General features: G+C 34.7%; 12 protein-coding genes. 1 reads left to right on the plus strand and 11 read right to left on the minus strand.

The window, feature by feature from the left end; genetic code table 11:
- Positions 1–210: 210 nt before the first annotated feature.
- The 8 genes from RF683_RS07425 to RF683_RS07460 form a co-directional block, all read right to left on the minus strand.
- Positions 211–5862, minus strand: coding sequence for a beta strand repeat-containing protein (locus RF683_RS07425; protein ID WP_309531696.1), 5652 nt, complete (start codon positions 5860–5862; stop codon positions 211–213).
- A gap of 59 nt (positions 5863–5921) precedes the next feature.
- Positions 5922–6989: an arabinofuranosidase catalytic domain-containing protein gene (locus RF683_RS07430; RefSeq protein WP_309531697.1), complete on the minus strand. Its 1068-nt coding sequence runs from the start codon at positions 6987–6989 to the stop codon at positions 5922–5924.
- 270 nt (positions 6990–7259) lie between these two features.
- On the minus strand, positions 7260–8624 hold the full coding sequence (locus tag RF683_RS07435) for a putative Ig domain-containing protein (RefSeq protein ID WP_309531698.1): 1365 nt from the start codon (positions 8622–8624) through the stop codon (positions 7260–7262).
- 387 nt (positions 8625–9011) lie between these two features.
- On the minus strand, positions 9012–10079 hold the full coding sequence (locus RF683_RS07440) for an arabinofuranosidase catalytic domain-containing protein (protein WP_309531699.1): 1068 nt from the start codon (positions 10077–10079) through the stop codon (positions 9012–9014).
- Between the two features lie 10 nt (positions 10080–10089).
- The gene (locus RF683_RS07445) at positions 10090–12489 is read right to left on the minus strand and encodes a hypothetical protein (protein ID WP_309531700.1); all 2400 of its coding nucleotides are present in this window, start codon (positions 12487–12489) and stop codon (positions 10090–10092) included.
- Positions 12486–12689 carry a hypothetical protein gene (locus tag RF683_RS07450; RefSeq protein WP_309531701.1) on the minus strand — a complete coding sequence of 68 codons (204 nt, stop codon included), beginning with the start codon at positions 12687–12689 and terminating at the stop codon, positions 12486–12488. Before RF683_RS07450 ends, RF683_RS07445 begins: the two co-directional genes overlap by 4 nt.
- Positions 12690–12730: 41 nt before the next feature.
- Positions 12731–13492 carry a response regulator transcription factor gene (locus RF683_RS07455; RefSeq protein ID WP_309531702.1) on the minus strand — a complete coding sequence of 254 codons (762 nt, stop codon included), beginning with the start codon at positions 13490–13492 and terminating at the stop codon, positions 12731–12733.
- Between the two features lie 151 nt (positions 13493–13643).
- Positions 13644–14222 (minus strand): hypothetical protein, encoded by a 579-nt coding sequence (locus RF683_RS07460; protein ID WP_309531703.1) that lies wholly within the window; start codon positions 14220–14222, stop codon positions 13644–13646.
- 44 nt (positions 14223–14266) lie between these two features.
- On the opposite strand from RF683_RS07460, the gene RF683_RS07465 reads away from it, so the two are divergent.
- On the plus strand, positions 14267–16312 hold the full coding sequence (locus tag RF683_RS07465; protein ID WP_309531704.1) for a hypothetical protein: 2046 nt from the start codon (positions 14267–14269) through the stop codon (positions 16310–16312).
- A 396-nt stretch (positions 16313–16708) separates the two neighbouring features.
- Here the strand turns inward: RF683_RS07465 and RF683_RS07470 are convergent, their stop codons facing one another.
- From RF683_RS07470 to RF683_RS07480, 3 genes are all read right to left on the minus strand, one after another.
- Positions 16709–17182 (minus strand): T9SS type A sorting domain-containing protein, encoded by a 474-nt coding sequence (locus RF683_RS07470; RefSeq protein ID WP_309531705.1) that lies wholly within the window; start codon positions 17180–17182, stop codon positions 16709–16711.
- A gap of 510 nt (positions 17183–17692) precedes the next feature.
- Positions 17693–18025, minus strand: coding sequence for a 7(1) septoil knot domain-containing protein (locus RF683_RS07475; RefSeq protein WP_309531706.1), 333 nt, complete (start codon positions 18023–18025; stop codon positions 17693–17695).
- A 125-nt stretch (positions 18026–18150) separates the two neighbouring features.
- Complete coding sequence (locus tag RF683_RS07480; RefSeq protein WP_309531707.1) at positions 18151–19161, minus strand: T9SS type A sorting domain-containing protein; 1011 nt, start codon at positions 19159–19161, stop codon at positions 18151–18153.
- Positions 19162–19300: the final 139 nt, after the last annotated feature.

Raw genomic sequence — 19300 nt, forward strand, 5'->3', positions numbered from 1 at the left:
AACAGTTAATTGAAGACAAAAGCAACTAATTATTTGAAAAAAATATAATTTTATACATTTAAATTTCATATTCAATTTTATATATTAATGTTAAAGCCTTCAAAGTAACACTATTATTCCCTAAAAACAATATGTAGCTATAAAAAAACTCCTTATACTTGATAAGGAGTTTTAAAAAATTAAGCTAACCTACTAATTTATTGTTAAAAATTAATTAATTGTAACACCATAATAAGCTCCCTGATTATTCTCTAAAGCTTGCTTTTGAAGAGTAGTCAAACTACCACTTATAAAAATAGCCTCTTGAACATATCCATTACTCATCATTACATTTGGAGCTTCTTGTGGAGTATTACTACCAATAGAAATTCCGCCAGTTGGAGTAAAAGGATTATTGGTTGAGCCAGCATTTATTGAAACCGAACTTCCATTTAAAGAAATAGTTGAAGCAGCGCCACCTGTCAATGTATTTAATGTAATTATAGCAGAACTATTTGGTGTAATCGCAGTTGATGTAGGCATATAAGCAACTCCACCTTTAATTCCTGTAAGATTATAATCTGTAGAACCAACAGAAACATAATTCCCAAGACCAATACCAGGACCATTATTAGACCCAATTGCAAAAAACAAACCAGTTGATGTTGCTGTTTTTGAGGTAGCAACCCCATTTATAGTACTTGGATAACCTTGTGCTACCAAACCAGCAGACATATATTTAGTATTCAAATAAACCGCTGGTTTACTATTAACGGTTTCTATTACACCTGCATTTACGATTCTTGGCTGATAAACAACATTTGTTTGAGTCATATTATTTGCAAATCTAGTTTGATCGTACCAAACAGTAACAAAACCATCTCCACTTCCTACAAAAGAGAGTAAACTGGCTTGGTCTAAATTACCAACACCATCAAAGCCAATATTTTGTTCGGTATTATCAGAACTTCTTCTAACACGAATTGCTGCACCTGTGTATGTAGAATTTAATTTTCTTAATGAGTATGCAGAGGCAGTAGTAGTAATATTCAAATTAGCTAAATCTAATACAGGGTAAATTTCAATTGAAATTGAGGTATTAGTACTACCTTGCCCATTAGAGGCTGTTATTGTATAAGTTGTTGCACTTGAAATAACAGTTGGTGTACCTGAAATAGCCCCTGTACTAGAATTGAAAACCAAACCTAAAGGTAAACTTGGATTAATGGCATATAATGTAGGTGTACCACCACTATTTATTGGTGGAGCTATAGAATAGGTATTATTCATATAATATACATATGGTGAACCACTATACTGCAAGTTTGTTGGTTGAGCAGCAATTATTTCTATATTAATAGTAGCTGTTGTACTACCCGAAGCATTTGTAGCTGTTACAGTATAATCTGCTGCAGTTGTAACAACAGTAGGATAACCAGTAATTGCTCCTGTTGCAGTATCAAAAGCTAATCCATTAGGCAGAGACGGAGCAATTGAATAACTTGTTGGCGCTCCTCCTTGATTAGTAGGTGCATTTATTGGCGTTATTGTAGATCCAACAGCAAATGCAAAAGGAGAACCTGTATAAGTTAAATTTGTTGGACTAGCAGAAGTACCTACATATAAATTTAACGTTGCTGTACCAACTCCTCCACTATTTGTAGCGGTTATTGTAAACGTTGTTAAAGGTATAGCAGTTGTAGGTGTTCCTGAAATAACTCCAGTGTTTGTGTCTAAATTTAAACCTGTAGGTAAACTAGGGGTTATACTATAGGTTGCAGAAACCATTCCACTTGTAATAGTTGGTGAAATAGTTGCTGGGTCATTTAATATTAAATTGGTGTTTGCATAAGTTAATGCAGGAGTAATATCATTTATAGTTAAAGTAAAAGTCGATGTTCCAACCCCTAAACCAGTAGTTGAAGAAACGGTATAAGTTGTTGCACTTGAAACAACAGTTGGAATACCAGAAATTATTCCTGTAGTTGCATTAATTGTTAAGCCACTTGGTAACGCTGGACTCACTGTAAACATTCCTGTATTAGACAATCCAGATGGATTTATTGTAACAGAGTCACCATAAGTTGCCACCGTTGAACTTGGATAGGTAAACGAAGGAATTAAATCATAATATCCCAAGTGATTTGCTTCTAAAGTTTGTATATCTGTATTAGAAAGTACACTTGTGTAAAAAATTGTTTCATTGATAAAAGCACCAGAACTAATCTGTGCTAAATCACCATAGGCTCCAACGGTAATAACTGCCGAAGGTGAAGCAACTCCATTTGAAGCTCCTGAAGTAATTGTAGTTTGTGTACCATTAAAAAAAATCTCAGTTGGTGCACTTGCTGGTTGGGTCATTATAATAGAATTAAGCCGTAAAGAAGTTAAAAAAGCGTTTGTAGGCATAAATACTGCACCTCTTTTAGTTCCTACAAGATTACCAGGTTGACCATATAAATCAACTTCAATAATTGTTCCATTTCCAGTACCTATAGCCGAAAAAGCAGCATATGATTCATTTGAATTATCTATACCTCCTACATTAACCATCGTATGAGGAACACCTACAGTTGTTGCTGATCTTTGCAAATATGCATTTTGAAAATACATTACAAGTTTTCCGTTTCTTGTAATTACACTTCCGTTGGCAACAATTTGAGGCTGAATAGCATTGTTTGTTTGCGTTACATTATTCCCTTTACCACTTTGGTCATACCACGTAGTAACAAAACCATTTCCACTACCCACAAAAGTCAATAATGCCATCTGGTCTAGATTTCCACTGCCATCAAAACCTATGTTTTGTTCAGTATTATCAGAGCTTCTACGAACACGTATAGCTGCTCCACTATAGGAAGAGTTCAATTTTCTTAATGAAAATCCTGCAACTGCTGTTGTAGTATTAATACCTGTTAAATCTAACACAGGTGAAACCGTTATGTTAATAATAGTTGTTGTACTACCAGCTACATTTGAAGCAGTAATCGTATAATCTGTAGCTGCAACTGCTACAGCAGGCGTTCCTGTAATAGTACCTGTAGTTGTATTTAAAACTAATCCTGAAGGCAATGCAGGTGACACTGAATATGCAGTTACCATTCCGCCAGTATTAGTTGGTGCTGCAATAGGTGTTATAGCATTTTGCACATAATAACTATACGGAGAACCTGTGTATTGTAGATTGGCAGGTGGCGCTTCATTTATTGCAATATTAATTGTTGCTGTAGTACTGCCATAAGGGTTTGTAGCTGTTACTGTATAATCTGCGGCAGCAGTAACAACAGTAGGATAACCTGTAATTGCTCCTGTTGCAGTATCAAAAGCTAATCCATTAGGTAATGCTGGTGCTATTGAATAGCTTGTAGGTACACCACCTTGATTAGTAGGTGCGCTTACTGGCGTTATGGTAGCCCCTACAGCAAATGCATATGGTGAACCTGTATATACTAAGTTAGTTGGGTTTGCTGTAGCTCCTACGTAAAGATTTAGTGTTGCTGTAGCTACACCCCCACTATTTGTAGCGGTAATAGTAAATGTAGTGATTGGAATTGCTGCTGTAGGTGTTCCTGAAATAACACCTGTATTTGAATTTAAACTCAACCCTGATGGTAAACTAGGTGTTATGCTATAAGTTGCAGCTACCATTCCACTTGTAATAGTTGGTGAAATAGTTGCTGGGTCATTTAACACTAAATTTGTGTTTGCATAAGTTAATGCAGGTGCAATATCATTTACAGTTAAATTAAAAGTCGATGTACCTACCCCTAAACCTGTAGTTGAAGAAACAGTATATGTTGTTGCACCTGAAACAACAGTTGGTGTACCAGAAATTACTCCTGTAGTTGCATTAATTGTTAAGCCACTAGGTAATGAAGGACTAACTGTAAATGTTCCTGTATTTGCCAAACCAGAAGGATTGATTGTTACAGCACTTGCATAAGTTGCCACAGTAGCACTTGGATAAGTAAACGCAGGAATCAAACCATAATATGCCGCTTGATTTGCTTCCAAAGCTTGTCTATCCGTCGTAGAAAGCAAACTTGAATAAAAAATACTTTCACTTAAGAAACCATCATTTGATGAAGCACCAAAATCACCAGGTGCGCCAATTGTAATATTTGGAGAAGGATTAGCTACTCCGTTAGAACCTCCAGCGGTAATTGTAGCTTGGGTTCCGTTTAAGAACATGTTTCCAGTTGACGAAGTTTGTATAACAGATAAAACGTTTAATTGTCCTGCAGAAGCATACGAATTAGTAAAAACTAAAGCAGATCCAATCTTGATTCCTATAAATTGTCCATTTTGTATTCTCAAACAGAGTCCATTACTTCCTCCAATAGATGCAAAATTAAATTCAGAACTAGAAACCCTATCTACACCGGCTACATTTACCATTGAGACCGGTAATGTACTAGTAGTAGATGTATTTACTAAACGAGCAGATGTTCCACTTTCAAAATTCATCATTGGTTTACCATTTCTAGTAATAATGGTACCATTTGAAACAATTTTTGGTTGGTTTGCATTAGTTGTTTGTGTTACATTTTTTCCTTTACCACTTTGGTCATACCATGTAGTAACAAAACCATTGCCACTACCAACAAAAGCAGTCAATGCTGACTGATCGAGATTACCACTCATATCAAAGCCTATATTTTGCTCTGCATTATCTGAACTTCTACGAACACGTATAGCAGCACCAGTATATGAAGAACTTAATTTTCGTAAAGAATAGGCTACATTTGCAGTAGTATTATTTATTCCTGTTAAATCTAAAACAGAATTTACCGTTATGTTTATTGTAGCAGTTGTGCTACCCGTTGCATTTGATGCGGTAATGGTATAATTAGTAGCGGGAACTGCTACGGTAGGTGTACCTGTTATGGCACCTGTAGAGGTGTTTATTGTCAAACCAGAAGGCAATGCTGGTGATACAGCATATGCTGTAACTATTCCACCTGTATTAGTCGGAGCTGCGATTGGAGTTATAGAATTTTGCACAAAATAACTAAAAGGTGAACCTGTGTATTGTAAATTGGTAGGTGAAATGTTATTTACTGTAATTGATATAATTGCCGTAGTACTGCCCGAAGGATTAGTTGCGGTAACAGTGTAGTTAGTAGCTGAAGAAACAACAGTAGGAGTTCCTGTAATAGCTCCAGAAGTTGTATTAAAGGTTAATCCTGCGGGTAAGCTTGGCGTAATTGAGTAACTCGCTACTGCCCCACCATTATTAGTAGGATGTGCTACCGGTGTAATGGCAGAACCGTAAGTAAACACATATGGTGAACCAGAATAAGCTAAACCAGTTGGTGGCGGAGCATTATTAACAGCAATATTAATAATTGCTGTTGTACTCCCAGAACCATTTGTAGCTGTAATTGTATAATCTGTTGCTGCACTTAAAACAGTTGGCGTACCTGTAATTTCACCTGTTGTGGTATTCAATACTAACCCTGAAGGTAAGGAAGGGCTTACGGAAAAGCTTGTAACCGTACCTCCTAGATAGGAAGGAGCTTCGATTGGTGTTATAAGTGTTTGTAAAAAACAACTATATGGAGAACCAGAATAGGTTAAATTTGATGGCGCAACATCTGGTGGAATACTCGCCGTAGTTCCTGTAGCAGTGGTCCATGCTACACCATCAAAAACCTGTAATTCACCATTTGTACCGCAATTAGAACACCAAACTACTAATCCAGCTGCGGGTGATGTAATGGCATTACGTTGCGCTTGAGTCATTCGAGGAAACAAAAAACCTTTCGTTGTACTCGTAATATCTAAGATAGAAGACGCATGTGGCGTAGAAGTATTTATACCTACTTGAGCAAATATATGCAGCGTAGCGAATAAAAAAACAATATGTACTATTTTTTTCATGTTTTTATAATTAATTGACTTGATACCTAATTTTTAGCGAAAACCAAAGTTAAAAATGTTTAATTAACAGTTATAGAATAATAAGCACCTTGGTCAGCTTCTAAAATAGTTCTATTTATTGCAGAAGGAAAAAGTATTATTTCTGACATAGAACCATTAAGAGGTGAACTATTTCCAGGATTATTAAATAAAGTATATAAACTTGAACTTGAAGTTGTAGAAGTGACAGAACTACTCCCAATTTCTAATCCATTAGAATATAGCTTACCAGTTGTAAATTGTGCGGAATAGATTTTTAAAGAAGAAGTAAATTGGGAAATATTAGAGTTAATTGCAGTAGCCCCTTGAAACCAAGCTTCTATATTACCAGAGGGTGCGTATCTAAAATATGCATTTGGACCTGCTTGTTGTAAAAAAATAACATAATTAGAACCATTAACCTCACCTTGACCTACAACACTAAATTGTCTAATTGTAATTGCTGATGCAGGTGTTCGTTCTAAACGTGTATTTCTAGCTACTGTACTTTTAATTGCAGGTTTATTATTCATTTTATTAACAACACCAGCAAACACAAGTTGTGGCTGTGCAGCAGTATTTGTATTTATAGCATGATTATTATTACCACTTTGATCGTACCAAGTTGTCACGAAACCATCACTACTACCCGTAAATGCTAGTAATGCGGTTTCATCTAAATCTCCAGAATTTGTAAATCCAATATTTGTTTCTGTATTATCAGAACTTCTTCGAACTCTTATAGCTGGATTTCCAATATAGCCAGACCTAAGCAAACGCAAAGAATAAGCTGCAATTGGCGTACTAGCTAATCTATCTAAAAGCAAAGAACTTAATGCAACTCCTCCTGTCATATTCGTCCAGGCTGTTCCATTATATACTTGCATTTGCCCTCTAACACCGCAATCACTACACCAAATCCATAAACCTGCTGCTGGCGAAGAAATTGCCATCTTTTGACTATCTGTTAATCGAGGAAGCAATAATCCTTTTGTAGTGCTTGTAATATCTAAAGCCGAAGAGGCATTTGGCGAAGTAGTACCTACTCCTACTTGTGCAAACGAACTAAGCGTTGAAAATAAAATTGCTACTAATATTGTTTTTTTCATTTTATTGAAATTAAATTCATTTTTTCATTTAATGAACAAAAATAAATACAAAAATTAAATAAATTATATTGATAACGAAGATGTTGTATTAAAAATTCATATATTTTAAAATTTACATGTATATTAGTAATCGAAAAATTATAACAAACTACAAGCTAAATCAGTCTAAAATATTCTTTCTTTTAGTTAAAAAAAGTTCTTTAACAATATCTACTAAAGAACTTTTTTGTATTTCTATCCTTTACAGAAATAGTAAAAAACTAATTTCTTTTAATTAACAATAACATCATAATAAGCACCCTGGTTTTTATGCACTAATTGTATTTGGGCTGTTGAAAGTATATCTGTATATGAGATGCTTTCACTAATAAACGCTTCTCCAGCAAAAGTTTGAACCGTTGTATCTCCAGTTGCAAAGGCACCTATAGTAAACTTACTCAATGGGAATAAGACTTGCTGACCATCAGAGAACGTGCTTGAAGTACCATTTAAATAAAACCGTGTTGCACTACTCCCACCATGTGTCGCTTGTGTCAATGCAAACAAATTTTGACTCATGGCTGTGACATATAAATTGGTATTCACATTAGTAATACCTCTTTTTGATGCAATAAGTTGCCCTCCAACACCTATTCTAGTTCCAATACCATTTGAAGTTCCAAAATGAGTCAAAGCCAAATTACTAGTAGTCAAATTATCAACACCTGTTACTATCGCATATGTTGCTGGCAATCCTAAATTAGCATTTACCTGAAGATAAGCTGGATCTGTAGGGAAATAAACAACTGGTTTTCCTGCTCTTGTTATCAAACTACCGTTACTAACAATTTGGGGTTGATTTGCTATTGTTGATTGTAAAACATTTCTAGCATTTCCGCTTTGATCGTACCAGATAGTAACATATCCATTACTACTTCCCACAAATGAAATCAATGAAGTTTGGTTTAAATTGCCACTACCGTCAAAGCCAATATCCTGTTCTGTATTATCTGAACTTCTACGCACACGAATAGCATTACCAATATAGGAAGGGCTTAATCTACGAAGCGAGTATGCTGCTGTTGCAGTTGCAAAATTCAAAATAGGCAATACCGTAATATTAATAGTTGCCGATGTACTACCACCTATATTTGAAGCGGTAATAGTATAATCTGCTGTTGCTGCAGCAACCGTAGGAGTACCTGAAATAGCTCCGGTGGACGTGTTAAAACTTAAACCTATAGGTAAACTAGGACTAATCGAATAACTAGTTACCACACCACCACTATTTATAGGAGCACTAATATCAGTTATAGTATTACTATCATAAAACGTAAATGGCGAACCTGTGTATACTAAATTTGTGGGTGGTGCTGGCGGACTTGCTTCAGCACCCAAAGTTGTTATCCAAGCCGTACCATTATAAACTTGCATTTCTCCACTGGTTGCACAATCTAAACACCATATAAGGAGCCCAGCAACTGGAGAGGTTATCGCGTTTTTTTGTGCATGTGTCATTCTTGGGACTAACACACCTTTACTTGTACTCGTTAAATCTAAAGCTGCAGAAGAATGTGGGGTTGAAGTACCTAAACCTATTTGAGCATAACCCATAACAGTCAGAAAGTAGATTGAGATAAATAGTATTTTTTTCATTTAATATAGTTTAATAAATTAATGGTGAACAAACTTACCTATATTCATAAAAAACTATATTTCAATTATCAATATCAACTTTCAAATAAAAAGATTTTTTATGATTACTAAATTTCTTTTATAAAACAAAAAATACTAAATATTCTCAAAGATTATAAAATTTCGTAATTGTATGAAGATATTTCTAAATTACAATTATTAAAGGTAAGTTTTAATCCAAAAAAAAAAATTGAAAAAATACCAATTTTAATTGAATTGGAAATAAAGCCAATTGATTGAAAAAAAATAAACAAGCATTTATATCATACACAACAAAATACTAAACTGTATTTCTCATGAACTAATTTATAGATTATTATTTCTAAATATTACACAAAACTACTTTTATTAATTTACAGGAATTGAATAATAAGTCCCTTGGTCTGCTTCTAATAAAGTTCTATTTACAACAGAAGAAAAAAGTATCATTTCTAACATGGAGCCATTAAGTGGAAAATTATTTCCAGGATTATTAAAAAGCGTGTATAGTGCTGAACTTGTAGTTGGAGATGTAACAGAATTATTTCCTATTTCAACACCATTAGCAAATAATTTACCTATTGTAAAATCTGCTGAATAAATTTTTGTTGAGGATGTAAATTGAGGTGAGGTTGACGTAATTGTATTAGCCCCTTGAAACCAAGCTTCTATATTACCTGAAGGAGTGTATCTAAAGAATGCACTAGGACCAGCTTGTTGTAAAAAATTAACATAATTAGAACCATTAACCTCACCTTGACCTACAACACTAAATTGTCTAATTGTAATTGCTGATGCAGGTGTTCGTTCTAAACGTGTATTTCTAGCTACTGTACTTTTAATTGCAGGTTTATTATTCATTTTATTAACAACACCAGCAAACACAAGTTGTGGCTGTGCAGCAGTATTTGTATTTATAGCATGATTATTATTACCACTTTGATCGTACCAAGTTGTCACGAAACCATCACTACTACCCGTAAATGCTAGTAATGCGGTTTCATCTAAATCTCCAGAATTTGTAAATCCAATATTTGTTTCTGTATTATCAGAACTTCTTCGCACTCTTATTGCAGGATTTCCAGTATAGCCAGACCTAAGTAAACGCAAAGAATAAGCTGCTACTGGCGTAGTTAATAGCTTATCTAATAAAAATGGAGTTGCTGCAGCCCCACCTGCTAAGTTTGTCCAAACGGTTCCATTAAATACTTGCATTTCTCCTACTGAACCACAATTTGCACACCAAACCACGAGTCCTACTATAGGATTTTGAATTGCGTTTCTTTGTTCTAAAGTCATTCTAGGAGGTAAAAGCCCTTTATTGCTACTTGTTAAATCTAAAATGGCAGAAACATGGGGATTGTTTGTGCCAATACCTACTTGTGAATTGCCATGAAATGAAAATAAAACTAAAATGACTAAATAATATTTTTTCATTCCGTAAAAATTAGTAATTTATAATATTTATTATTTTCTGACTTAAAATTTGTCCATTTATCAACATACTCTTAACAATATAAACACCTTCTTCATGATAAAAAGGAATTTGAAATGTATTTTCAGGAATAGATAATTTAGTAGATAAAATTTTTCGACCTGTTATATCATACACGTCAACATTTGAAAGTTGCATTGATGAATTGATTTTCAAAACACCTTGACTTACAGTTGCAAGTACATTATTATTAACAAAACTTGAAGTGCTTAATGGGGTTTGATACACAATTTTAAATCGAGAATTATCTTCCTGTACCTGAGGAATAAAATTATAAGCACCATTATTAAAATCATGATATATATTCAATATAGAATCGAACAAATAGACAGGGGTAGTTGAATTTTCAAAAACTCCTTCTCTTTGAGTTATATTTATGCTTAGTGGAGATGATTCTGTTGAACTCTTTGCATAGCCAAGAAAAACTTCATCATTGATATCAAAAATTGGTCGCGCATTTATTGCTAATTTTCTAGAAGTATTATCTAACAATGTGTAAACTTGAACAGGACTCACAGAATTTAAAGAAGCATCATACATTCTATCATATGCTAAGGAGGCTTCGGGTAAATACGCAATTAATAATTGATTACCATTACCATTTGAGTCGGTAATTTTAACTTTAAATCTGTTACTACTTTGCAATGTTTCTTGAGTTGTTCTCATGAACTGATTGTTATTGATTGCAATTCGCATACAATTATTAAAAAACACCTGACCTACAGTTGAGGAATTATCTAACGCTTTAACTTTAAACCCTTGACCACTGGCAATTTTTCCCGTAAAGTCGACATCACCGGGGACACCAGTTACTGCAGTAGAACCTGCTCTTGTATAAGCAATATAATCATTAGCATAAGTTGCCCCCGCTAAACCAGAATTTGGAGTTGTAGCCTTCCACAAATAAATTACACCATCTAAATTCGTATTATATTCTAAAAATTTATCTGCATCAATTGCTGATGGATAAGGGTTTGCCAATAAATTAAAATTTCTAGCACTAGCTGGATTGGTTGCATTTAAATTATAAGTATTTACAGTTACATTACCATTATTTGCTATCCCTGAAAATGTCAGGTTGATATGCCCTGAAAATGGTGTTGTCACCGAAAAAGGAGCTTGCTCTTTAATTCGCATAATGAAGCCTTTTCCTTTTTCAACTATAGATAAAGGTTGCCAACCTCCAGTTGAAGACGCATTACCAGAAACATACTGGTATTTATAATCAAATGCTGGAGAATTACTTTGTAGTATATTACTACTATCATATGCTCTAGCGCCATCTAATTGGCTAAAACAATCACTATTTAATGGCGAGCCCCAATATACATAATCATTAGCACGCATATTTGACCTTGTACTTTTTGTTAGAACAATTTGAGGAGTAATAACACTAGAGTCATTTCGTTGTAAAATACTAGCTGTTGACGACATGGAAATTATACCATTCCCTTGAATATCATTCACTACTTCAATTGTTTGACCATTATTAGTTAATGAAATGCTATTTGAACCTATATTTAAGGTATTGCAAACAAATGAACCTGGAGCACCAGAAGCTAATATAACAGCGTTATCTGCTAAGGTAGGAATTACATCCCAAGAAGTTCCATTCCAAGTACAAGTATTTCCTGATACATTAACTAGATTTGCACAAGAAATACTTCTTTTTGCTAATGTAAATGCATTGTAACTATTTATTGGAACATTAGTTATAGAAGAAATTGTACCGGCAACTAAACTTCCCGTTGGAGTAGTTGATGAAATTGCTTCCCATTTTAAGGTTGTTGTATTAAAACCTGCTATGGTTAAGTTTGCAATTGAATTGGTTAAGCTACTGATATCCGAATTCCAGATAAGAGTTATTACAGGATTATCTCCTTTTATTTGCCAATATCCCGTGCTAGGTAAAGTACTTAATGTAGAATCTAAAGTTCCTAATATTGTATTGTTAAAATAAGCTACTTCAACACCATTGACTGGTGCACTATTTGTAATTCCAATAGGTGCATAAACAGCTTCATGGCCCGTAGGAAGTAATGTATAATTTGAAGATTTTGTACTTAAAAAACCATCTACAAATAAGCTAGAACTAAACCCAGTAAAAGATGCATTAGCCCCTAATTGTAATTTCCCATTACTATTAGAGGTTCTTGATGTTTTAGTAGATGAAGCAACTCCAAAAATAAAATTTGATGAACCAATATATAAAGTGGCATTATCATTAATAAACAATATACCATTATTTTGTACTTGACTATAAACACCAGTGTGAAAAAAATAAATACAAAATACAATTTTTACTAAAAAAGTAAAATTTTGAAACATATAATATTGAAAATTGTTTTTCATAAATTTTCTTTATTTGTTTCAAAATTATAAATAAAATAAATAGCAATTAAAATTGCAAAAATTATTGCAAAATTTACATAATCGTTTATAGGAACTGGAGGTGGAGGCTCAATAGGATCATTAGTTTGAGCACTCAAAATATTAGAAAAAGCAATTAAATTTGTTATTATTAGCAATAATTTTAAAGTCTTCTTTTTCATTAACAAAAAAAAATATTGCCAAATATAATTATTTTTTTAAATCATTTAGAGAGTTTCTTAATATTTTGCTCTTTTTTAAAATGCTCAGGAGTTTGTCCTGTTATCTTTTGAAATGCATTACAAAAATTACTATAACTTTTAAAACCCAACCCTAAAGAAACATCTAGAAGAGATAAATCATCTTCAATAATTTCAGCTTTAGCCTTTTCAATTTTCTTAATTAGAATATATTGATAAGGTGTTTGATTCGTATATTTTTTAAATAATAAATTAAAATGTTGTGGTGTCCATCTTGTCAAACTTGCTAATTCATCGATGGTAATTTTTGAAGTAATATTTTCGTTTATATAACTTACCACTTTTTTCAAAATAAAAGGCACATCATCTTCTATTTTTTCAATCTTATATCTAAAACTATCAATGTTAACATGCGCAAAATTATTTAATACTATCTCAACTGTGGTGACAACATCAACAGGCTTGAATGGCTTTACAATAAAACCATGAGGCCTAGTCTCTTTAACTCTATTTACTGTTATTGCATCCGTATTTGAAGTAATGTAAATAAAAGGAATTGAATTTTTCTTTAATAAATATTCACCTAAGTCAACACCATCTAAAATACCATTTAGTTGAATATCAATCAAAACCAAATCAAACTCTGTACTCTCTAAAATATTTAAAGCAGCATCATAATCTGTAACTCCATATATTGTCTCATAACCTTCATTTTTTAATATCAAACTAATATTTTTAGCTATTAACAATTCATCCTCAACAATTAAAATATTTGCTTTTTTCATTAACTAATTATTTATGTACAAAATTATAATTTTCATGTTGCAATTTACAGCAATTACTAATATTAAATTTAGTTAAACTACAAAAAGATGTATTTACATACATCTTTTTGGAATTTACTTAACTATATGTAATTTAAAAATTATATTCAAATTATTTAAAATATTCTAAGACATAATTATATGTACCTGCTGGATAAGTTTCAGTGAAAGGACCATATCCTGTTACCACATTGTTTGTAGCAGCAACTGTATCAAAAGATAAGATAGAATTTCTAAAAGTTTTACCATCTTTATATACTACAATTGAATAATAACCAGTCATACCTGTTGGTTTTGTTATTGTTACAATTGCATTCGTTCCATTCGCAGAAAAACTTCCAGAAATAGCGTATAATTGTTGTCCATTTATTTTTGTTGGTAAAACTATCTCTGTAGAAACAATATTACTAGAATCATTTGTCCAAGTACCATCTCCTCTTAAAAAAGTAGTTGCAGTAGCACCAGTTGGTAATTTTGCAATAGTTACTGCATTGTCTGCAATCTTGGCAGTGGTTACATTCGCATTTTTTATTTTTGTTGTTTCTACTGCATCATTTCCTAAATCACTAACTACAATAGTTCCATCAAGTATTTTTGCTGACGTAACTGCATCAGAAGCTATCTTAACATTTGTTATAGCATTATCTGCAAGTTTAATAGTTGTTATACCTGAATCATCTAATGAAACCACTCCTGAAGTAACATTAACTGGAGCTGTTCCTGTAACTGTAGCGTTTGATCCTGCTGGACCTGCTGGACCTTGAGGACCTGTTAATCCTATTGGACCTTGTGGACCTGTTGCTCCGTCTGCTCCTGCTGGACCTGCTGGACCTTGAGGACCTGTTAATCCTATTGGACCTTGAGGACCTGTTGCTCCTGCTGGACCTTGAGGACCTGCTGGACCTGTTAATCCTATTGGACCTTGTGGACCTGTTGCTCCGTCTGCTCCTGCTGGACCTGTTAATCCTATTAGACCTTGAGGACCTGTTGCTCCTGCTGGACCTGCTGGACCTTGAGGACCTGTTAATCCTATTGGACCTTGTGGACCTGTTGCTCCTGCTGGACCTGCTGGACCTGTTAATCCTATTGGACCTTGTGGACCTGTTGCTCCGTCTGCTCCTGCTGGACCTGCTGGACCTGCTGGACCTTGAGGACCTGCTGGACCTGTTAATCCTATTGGACCTGTTGCTCCGTCTGCTCCTGCTGGACCTGTTAATCCTATTGGACCTTGTGGACCTGTTGCTCCGTCTGCTCCTGCTGGACCTTGAGGACCTGCTGGACCTGTTAATCCTATTGGACCTTGAGGACCTGTTGCTCCGTCTGCTCCTGCTGGACCTGCTGGACCTTGAGGACCTGCTGGACCTGTTAATCCTATTGGACCTTGTGGACCTGTTGCTCCGTCTGCTCCTGCTGGACCTGTTAATCCTATTAGACCTTGAGGACCTGTTGCTCCTGCTGGACCTGCTGGACCTTGAGGACCTGTTAATCCTATTGGACCTTGTGGACCTGTTGCTCCTGCTGGACCTGCTGGACCTGTTAATCCTATTGGACCTTGTGGACCTGTTGCTCCGTCTGCTCCTGCTGGACCTGCTGGACCTGCTGGACCTTGAGGACCTGCTGGACCTGTTAATCCTATTGGACCTGTTGCTCCGTCTGCTCCTGCTGGACCTGCTGGACCTTGAGGACCTGCTGGACCTGTTAATCCTATTGGACCTTGTGGACCTGTTGCTCCGTCTGCTCCTGCTGGACCTTGAGGACCTGCTGGACCTGTTAATCCTATTGGACCTTGAGGACCTGTTGCTCCGTCTGCTCCTGCTGGACCTGCTGGACCTTGAGGACCTGCTGGACCTGTTAATCCTATTGGACCTTGTGGACCTGTTGCTCCGTCTGCTCCTGCTGGACCTTGAGGACCTGCTGGACCTGTTAATCCTATTGGACCTTGAGGACCTGTTGCTCCGTCTGCTCCTGCTGGACCTTGAGGACCTGTTAATCCTATTGGACCTTGTGGACCTGTTGCTCCGTCTGCTCCTGCTGGACCTGCTGGACCTTGAGGACCTGCTGGACCTGTTAATCCTATTGGACCTTGTGGACCTGTTGCTCCGTCTGCTCCTGCTGGACCTTGAGGACCTGTTAATCCTATTGGACCTTGTGGACCTGTTGCTCCGTCTGCTCCTGCTGGACCTGCTGGACCTTGAGGACCTGCTGGACCTGTTAATCCTATTGGACCTTGTGGACCTGTTGCTCCGTCTGCTCCTGCTGGACCTTGAGGACCTGCTGGACCTGTTAATCCTATTGGACCTTGAGGACCTGTTGCTCCGTCTGCTCCTGCTGGACCTTGAGGACCTGTTAATCCTATTGGACCTTGTGGACCTGTTGCTCCGTCTGCTCCTGCTGGACCTGCTGGACCTTGAGGACCTGTTAATCCTATTGGACCTTGTGGACCTGTTGCTCCGTCTGCTCCTGCTGGACCTGCTGGACCTGTTAATCCTATTGGACCTTGTGGACCTGTTGCTCCGTCTGCTCCTGCTGGACCTTGAGGACCTGCTGGACCTGTTAATCCTATTGGACCTTGAGGACCTGTTGCTCCGTCTGCTCCTGCTGGACCTTGAGGACCTGCTGGACCTGTTAATCCTATTGGACCTTGAGGACCTGTTGCTCCGTCTGCTCCTGCTGGACCTTGAGGACCTTGAGGACCTGTTAATCCTATTGGACCTTGTGGTCCCTGTGGCCCTGGCAATGAACTACCTGAAGTTTTTGCATACAAAGCATATGGAGTACTAAGCATTTGTGCAGTACCAATAATTGAGTAATTAACGCCACCCGTGGGATCAGTTTCTGTTTTAATGTAATAAGGACCATTTGCCCAGTTAATTGTAGAAAAAGTACCTGAAACAATTGTTCCAGTACCAATTTCTAAAGTAACTAATCCATTTATATTTGAACTAACAGATTGGGTTTCAACATAAACAGCATTTCCTGAAGCTGAACCTTGTAATATACTGATTTTCATACCAACACTTTGGTTTGTTACCAAACTGTTTGATGAATTCCTAATTACTGCTTGATAACTCATTTTTTCAGGCGCTTGTGCGTACACAAAAGTTCCAATCAAAAATTGTGTAAAAAAGACAATTTGTAAAATTTTTTTCATGATAGTCTTATTTGAATTAAAAATTATTATTTTTTTAAGATTTTAAAAGTTTTAATTTCTTTGTTTTTATCTAAAACTTTTAAAATATAGACCGCGGTTGATAAATCTTGCATTCTTAAAATCGTATCTTCAGAAGATATTTTATCTGACATGAGCAACTTACCATTAATATCAAATAATTGATAATTAAGTGTCTCAAAGTTCGTATTTTTAATATTTAAAGTTAAAATATCCGTAGTAGGATTAGGAAAAACATTAAGAGTTAGAAGATTGATATTAAAATTATCAATTCCTAACAGAGTTTGTATCTCATAAGGTTGTTGAACACCTTGTGAAACTGAACCTGAAGCTCCAAAATTAGTTGTATATATTGATTGAGCGACAGTAAAACTCAAACTTCCACCCGATCCACTTACAGTGGAACCAGCAGTAATTATTACATTTTGTCCATGTAATTGCAACACAACTAAAAATAAAATAATTTTAAAGATTTTAAACATAATTTATTATTGATTTAAGTATTAAGAATTAAAAAAGCTGACACATTGTGCATTAATTTTAAAATCATGTGCAATAATACTTAGAGAAATTAAAATCAAAATATTTAATAATAATTTTTAATATTGATAATTAATATAAATTATTAAAAAAATACATTATTTTAAATATGAGCTATTATACTTTTAGTAGATTAAAAGAAATAAGAAGATTCAAGTAATCTAAATCAAATTTTAAAATTTAAAAGTACTTATAGGAATAAACTTTATACTTGCGAAGTCAAAAACCTCTAAAGTAATTTTAGAGTTTTTTTTATTTCTAATCATCAATAAAATTTTGAATAAATTCTAAGATTTGATTTGAAGTTAAATCAATATCGCCCACAAACACAAAACCACTTCTTTTTGAAGTGGTTTTTTTATTTAATTACTGTATGCGAAATGAAATTTTGCGAAATTCTTTCGCGTGGAGTGTGCAAATAATTTACCAAATATAATAGACTTAATTGTTTTTTAATAAAACAAATGCATTTTAGATTTCGTTCGCCACCCTGCTTGGTTTTCGTAGGCTACAAAATAAATTTTAATATCCGCTTGGTTTTCATACTCAACAAAATAGATTTTTTTATCGGCTTGATTGGCATATTTTGTAAAAAACCATTTTCCGTTGTTAGTCCCCGCTTGATTTTCATAGCTAACCTTAAACACTTTTAAATCAGCTTGGTTTTCATATTTTACAATAAATACTTTGATTTCTGCCTGATTGGAATAATCAACCGAAAATACTTTTTGCCCATAGCTTGTATAACAAATCACCATCAGTAACCAAAATAAACTATTTTTCATGATTAGTTGTTTATTACTTATAACAAATATAGAGATTAATTTTGTTATAAATAAAAAACTAAAAAGGCATGTCTATAATAAACATGCCTTTAAAGCGAATTAAATGAGGTTAAGTATATAGTAGATTATCGCTTTATTATTTTTCTCACTTCCTTATTTGAAGTCGTCTCTATAGCAACGAAATATATTCCTGCCAAAAAACTTGAAAAGTCAATCTTTTCCACATATCCATTTAAAACTTTTATAATTCTTCCGTTACAATCTGTGATAAGAATTCTAGTAATATCGTTGTTAAAATTTGTAGTTAGACTTACTTCACCTGAAGTAGGATTTGGAAAAAGAACAACATTATTTTCTAATAAGGTAAAAGATTCCTCACTAAGCAATGTGCTTGTATTGGTTGCCTTTACACTTAAGTCATTCCATTTACAAGGAAACGACAACGTATTTCCAGTAAACGAATCAATAATAAATTTTAATTGGTTTGGGTCTGTACCTGGAGCGGCACCTATTACCCCCGAAGCACTTGCCATACCCGGAGCTTTCCACAGGACCAAACCATTTGTTTTATTATAACTCATTCCAATTCTTACCCAAGTATTTGCAGGCATATACAACCCTCCGGAAGCTAAATAAAACGTGTAATTATTAATCGCTCCTGCATTGTTATAATTTGCATTACCAAGCAATTCCTTTGTTTCAGGGACAAATGCAAAACCTACTAATACTTTAGAACCTGTAGCGTCATATAAAAACAAAATTTGAACGTTTTTACTTGTAGTAGCACCTCCGGTATATAGATCAACCTCAATTTCAATAATATTATTACCCACTGTACGAGTTGACCAAAGAGCAGGTAAATCATTTTTAAATAGATTAAATGTGGGTGGAGAAGCTACATTGGGGCCATACATCTGAAGTATTTTTCCGGTTGTTGTTCCTCCATCTACAATTTGATAATCTGTAGTCGTTCCGTTTAAGGCATAATATCCGCCTTGACCAACAGTTATTCCGTCGGTTGCTGTACAAATATTTCCAATAGTTAGAGATTCAAAGTTCTCTGCACTTAGTATTTGTGCATTAACTAATTCCATTGTGCAAAAACACAAAATAAGATAAGGTAAAATTTTTTTCATATTATTTTAGATTTGGGATTTATCAAAATTACTATAAAAAAAAATGAAAATTAATTTTATATAGTTAAATATCAGTCATTTAAAGTTAAATTTTGTTGAAAATTAAACAATGTTAAAATTGAGAGTACTAAATCACTGT

It is taken from the genome of Flavobacterium sp. 20NA77.7 (assembly GCF_031326205.1).
Taxonomy (GTDB): domain Bacteria; phylum Bacteroidota; class Bacteroidia; order Flavobacteriales; family Flavobacteriaceae; genus Flavobacterium; species Flavobacterium nakdongensis.

Coding starts and splice junctions, on each gene's coding strand:
- RF683_RS07425 (WP_309531696.1), bottom strand. CDS start 5,862: ATGAAAAAAATAGTACATATTGTTTTTTTATTCGCTACGCTGCATATA.
- RF683_RS07430 (WP_309531697.1), bottom strand. CDS start 6,989: ATGAAAAAAACAATATTAGTAGCAATTTTATTTTCAACGCTTAGTTCG.
- RF683_RS07435 (WP_309531698.1), bottom strand. CDS start 8,624: ATGAAAAAAATACTATTTATCTCAATCTACTTTCTGACTGTTATGGGT.
- RF683_RS07440 (WP_309531699.1), bottom strand. CDS start 10,079: ATGAAAAAATATTATTTAGTCATTTTAGTTTTATTTTCATTTCATGGC.
- RF683_RS07445 (WP_309531700.1), bottom strand. CDS start 12,489: ATGAAAAACAATTTTCAATATTATATGTTTCAAAATTTTACTTTTTTA.
- RF683_RS07450 (WP_309531701.1), bottom strand. CDS start 12,689: ATGAAAAAGAAGACTTTAAAATTATTGCTAATAATAACAAATTTAATT.
- RF683_RS07455 (WP_309531702.1), bottom strand. CDS start 13,492: ATGAAAAAAGCAAATATTTTAATTGTTGAGGATGAATTGTTAATAGCT.
- RF683_RS07470 (WP_309531705.1), bottom strand. CDS start 17,182: ATGTTTAAAATCTTTAAAATTATTTTATTTTTAGTTGTGTTGCAATTA.
- RF683_RS07475 (WP_309531706.1), bottom strand. CDS start 18,025: ATGAAAAATAGTTTATTTTGGTTACTGATGGTGATTTGTTATACAAGC.
- RF683_RS07480 (WP_309531707.1), bottom strand. CDS start 19,161: ATGAAAAAAATTTTACCTTATCTTATTTTGTGTTTTTGCACAATGGAA.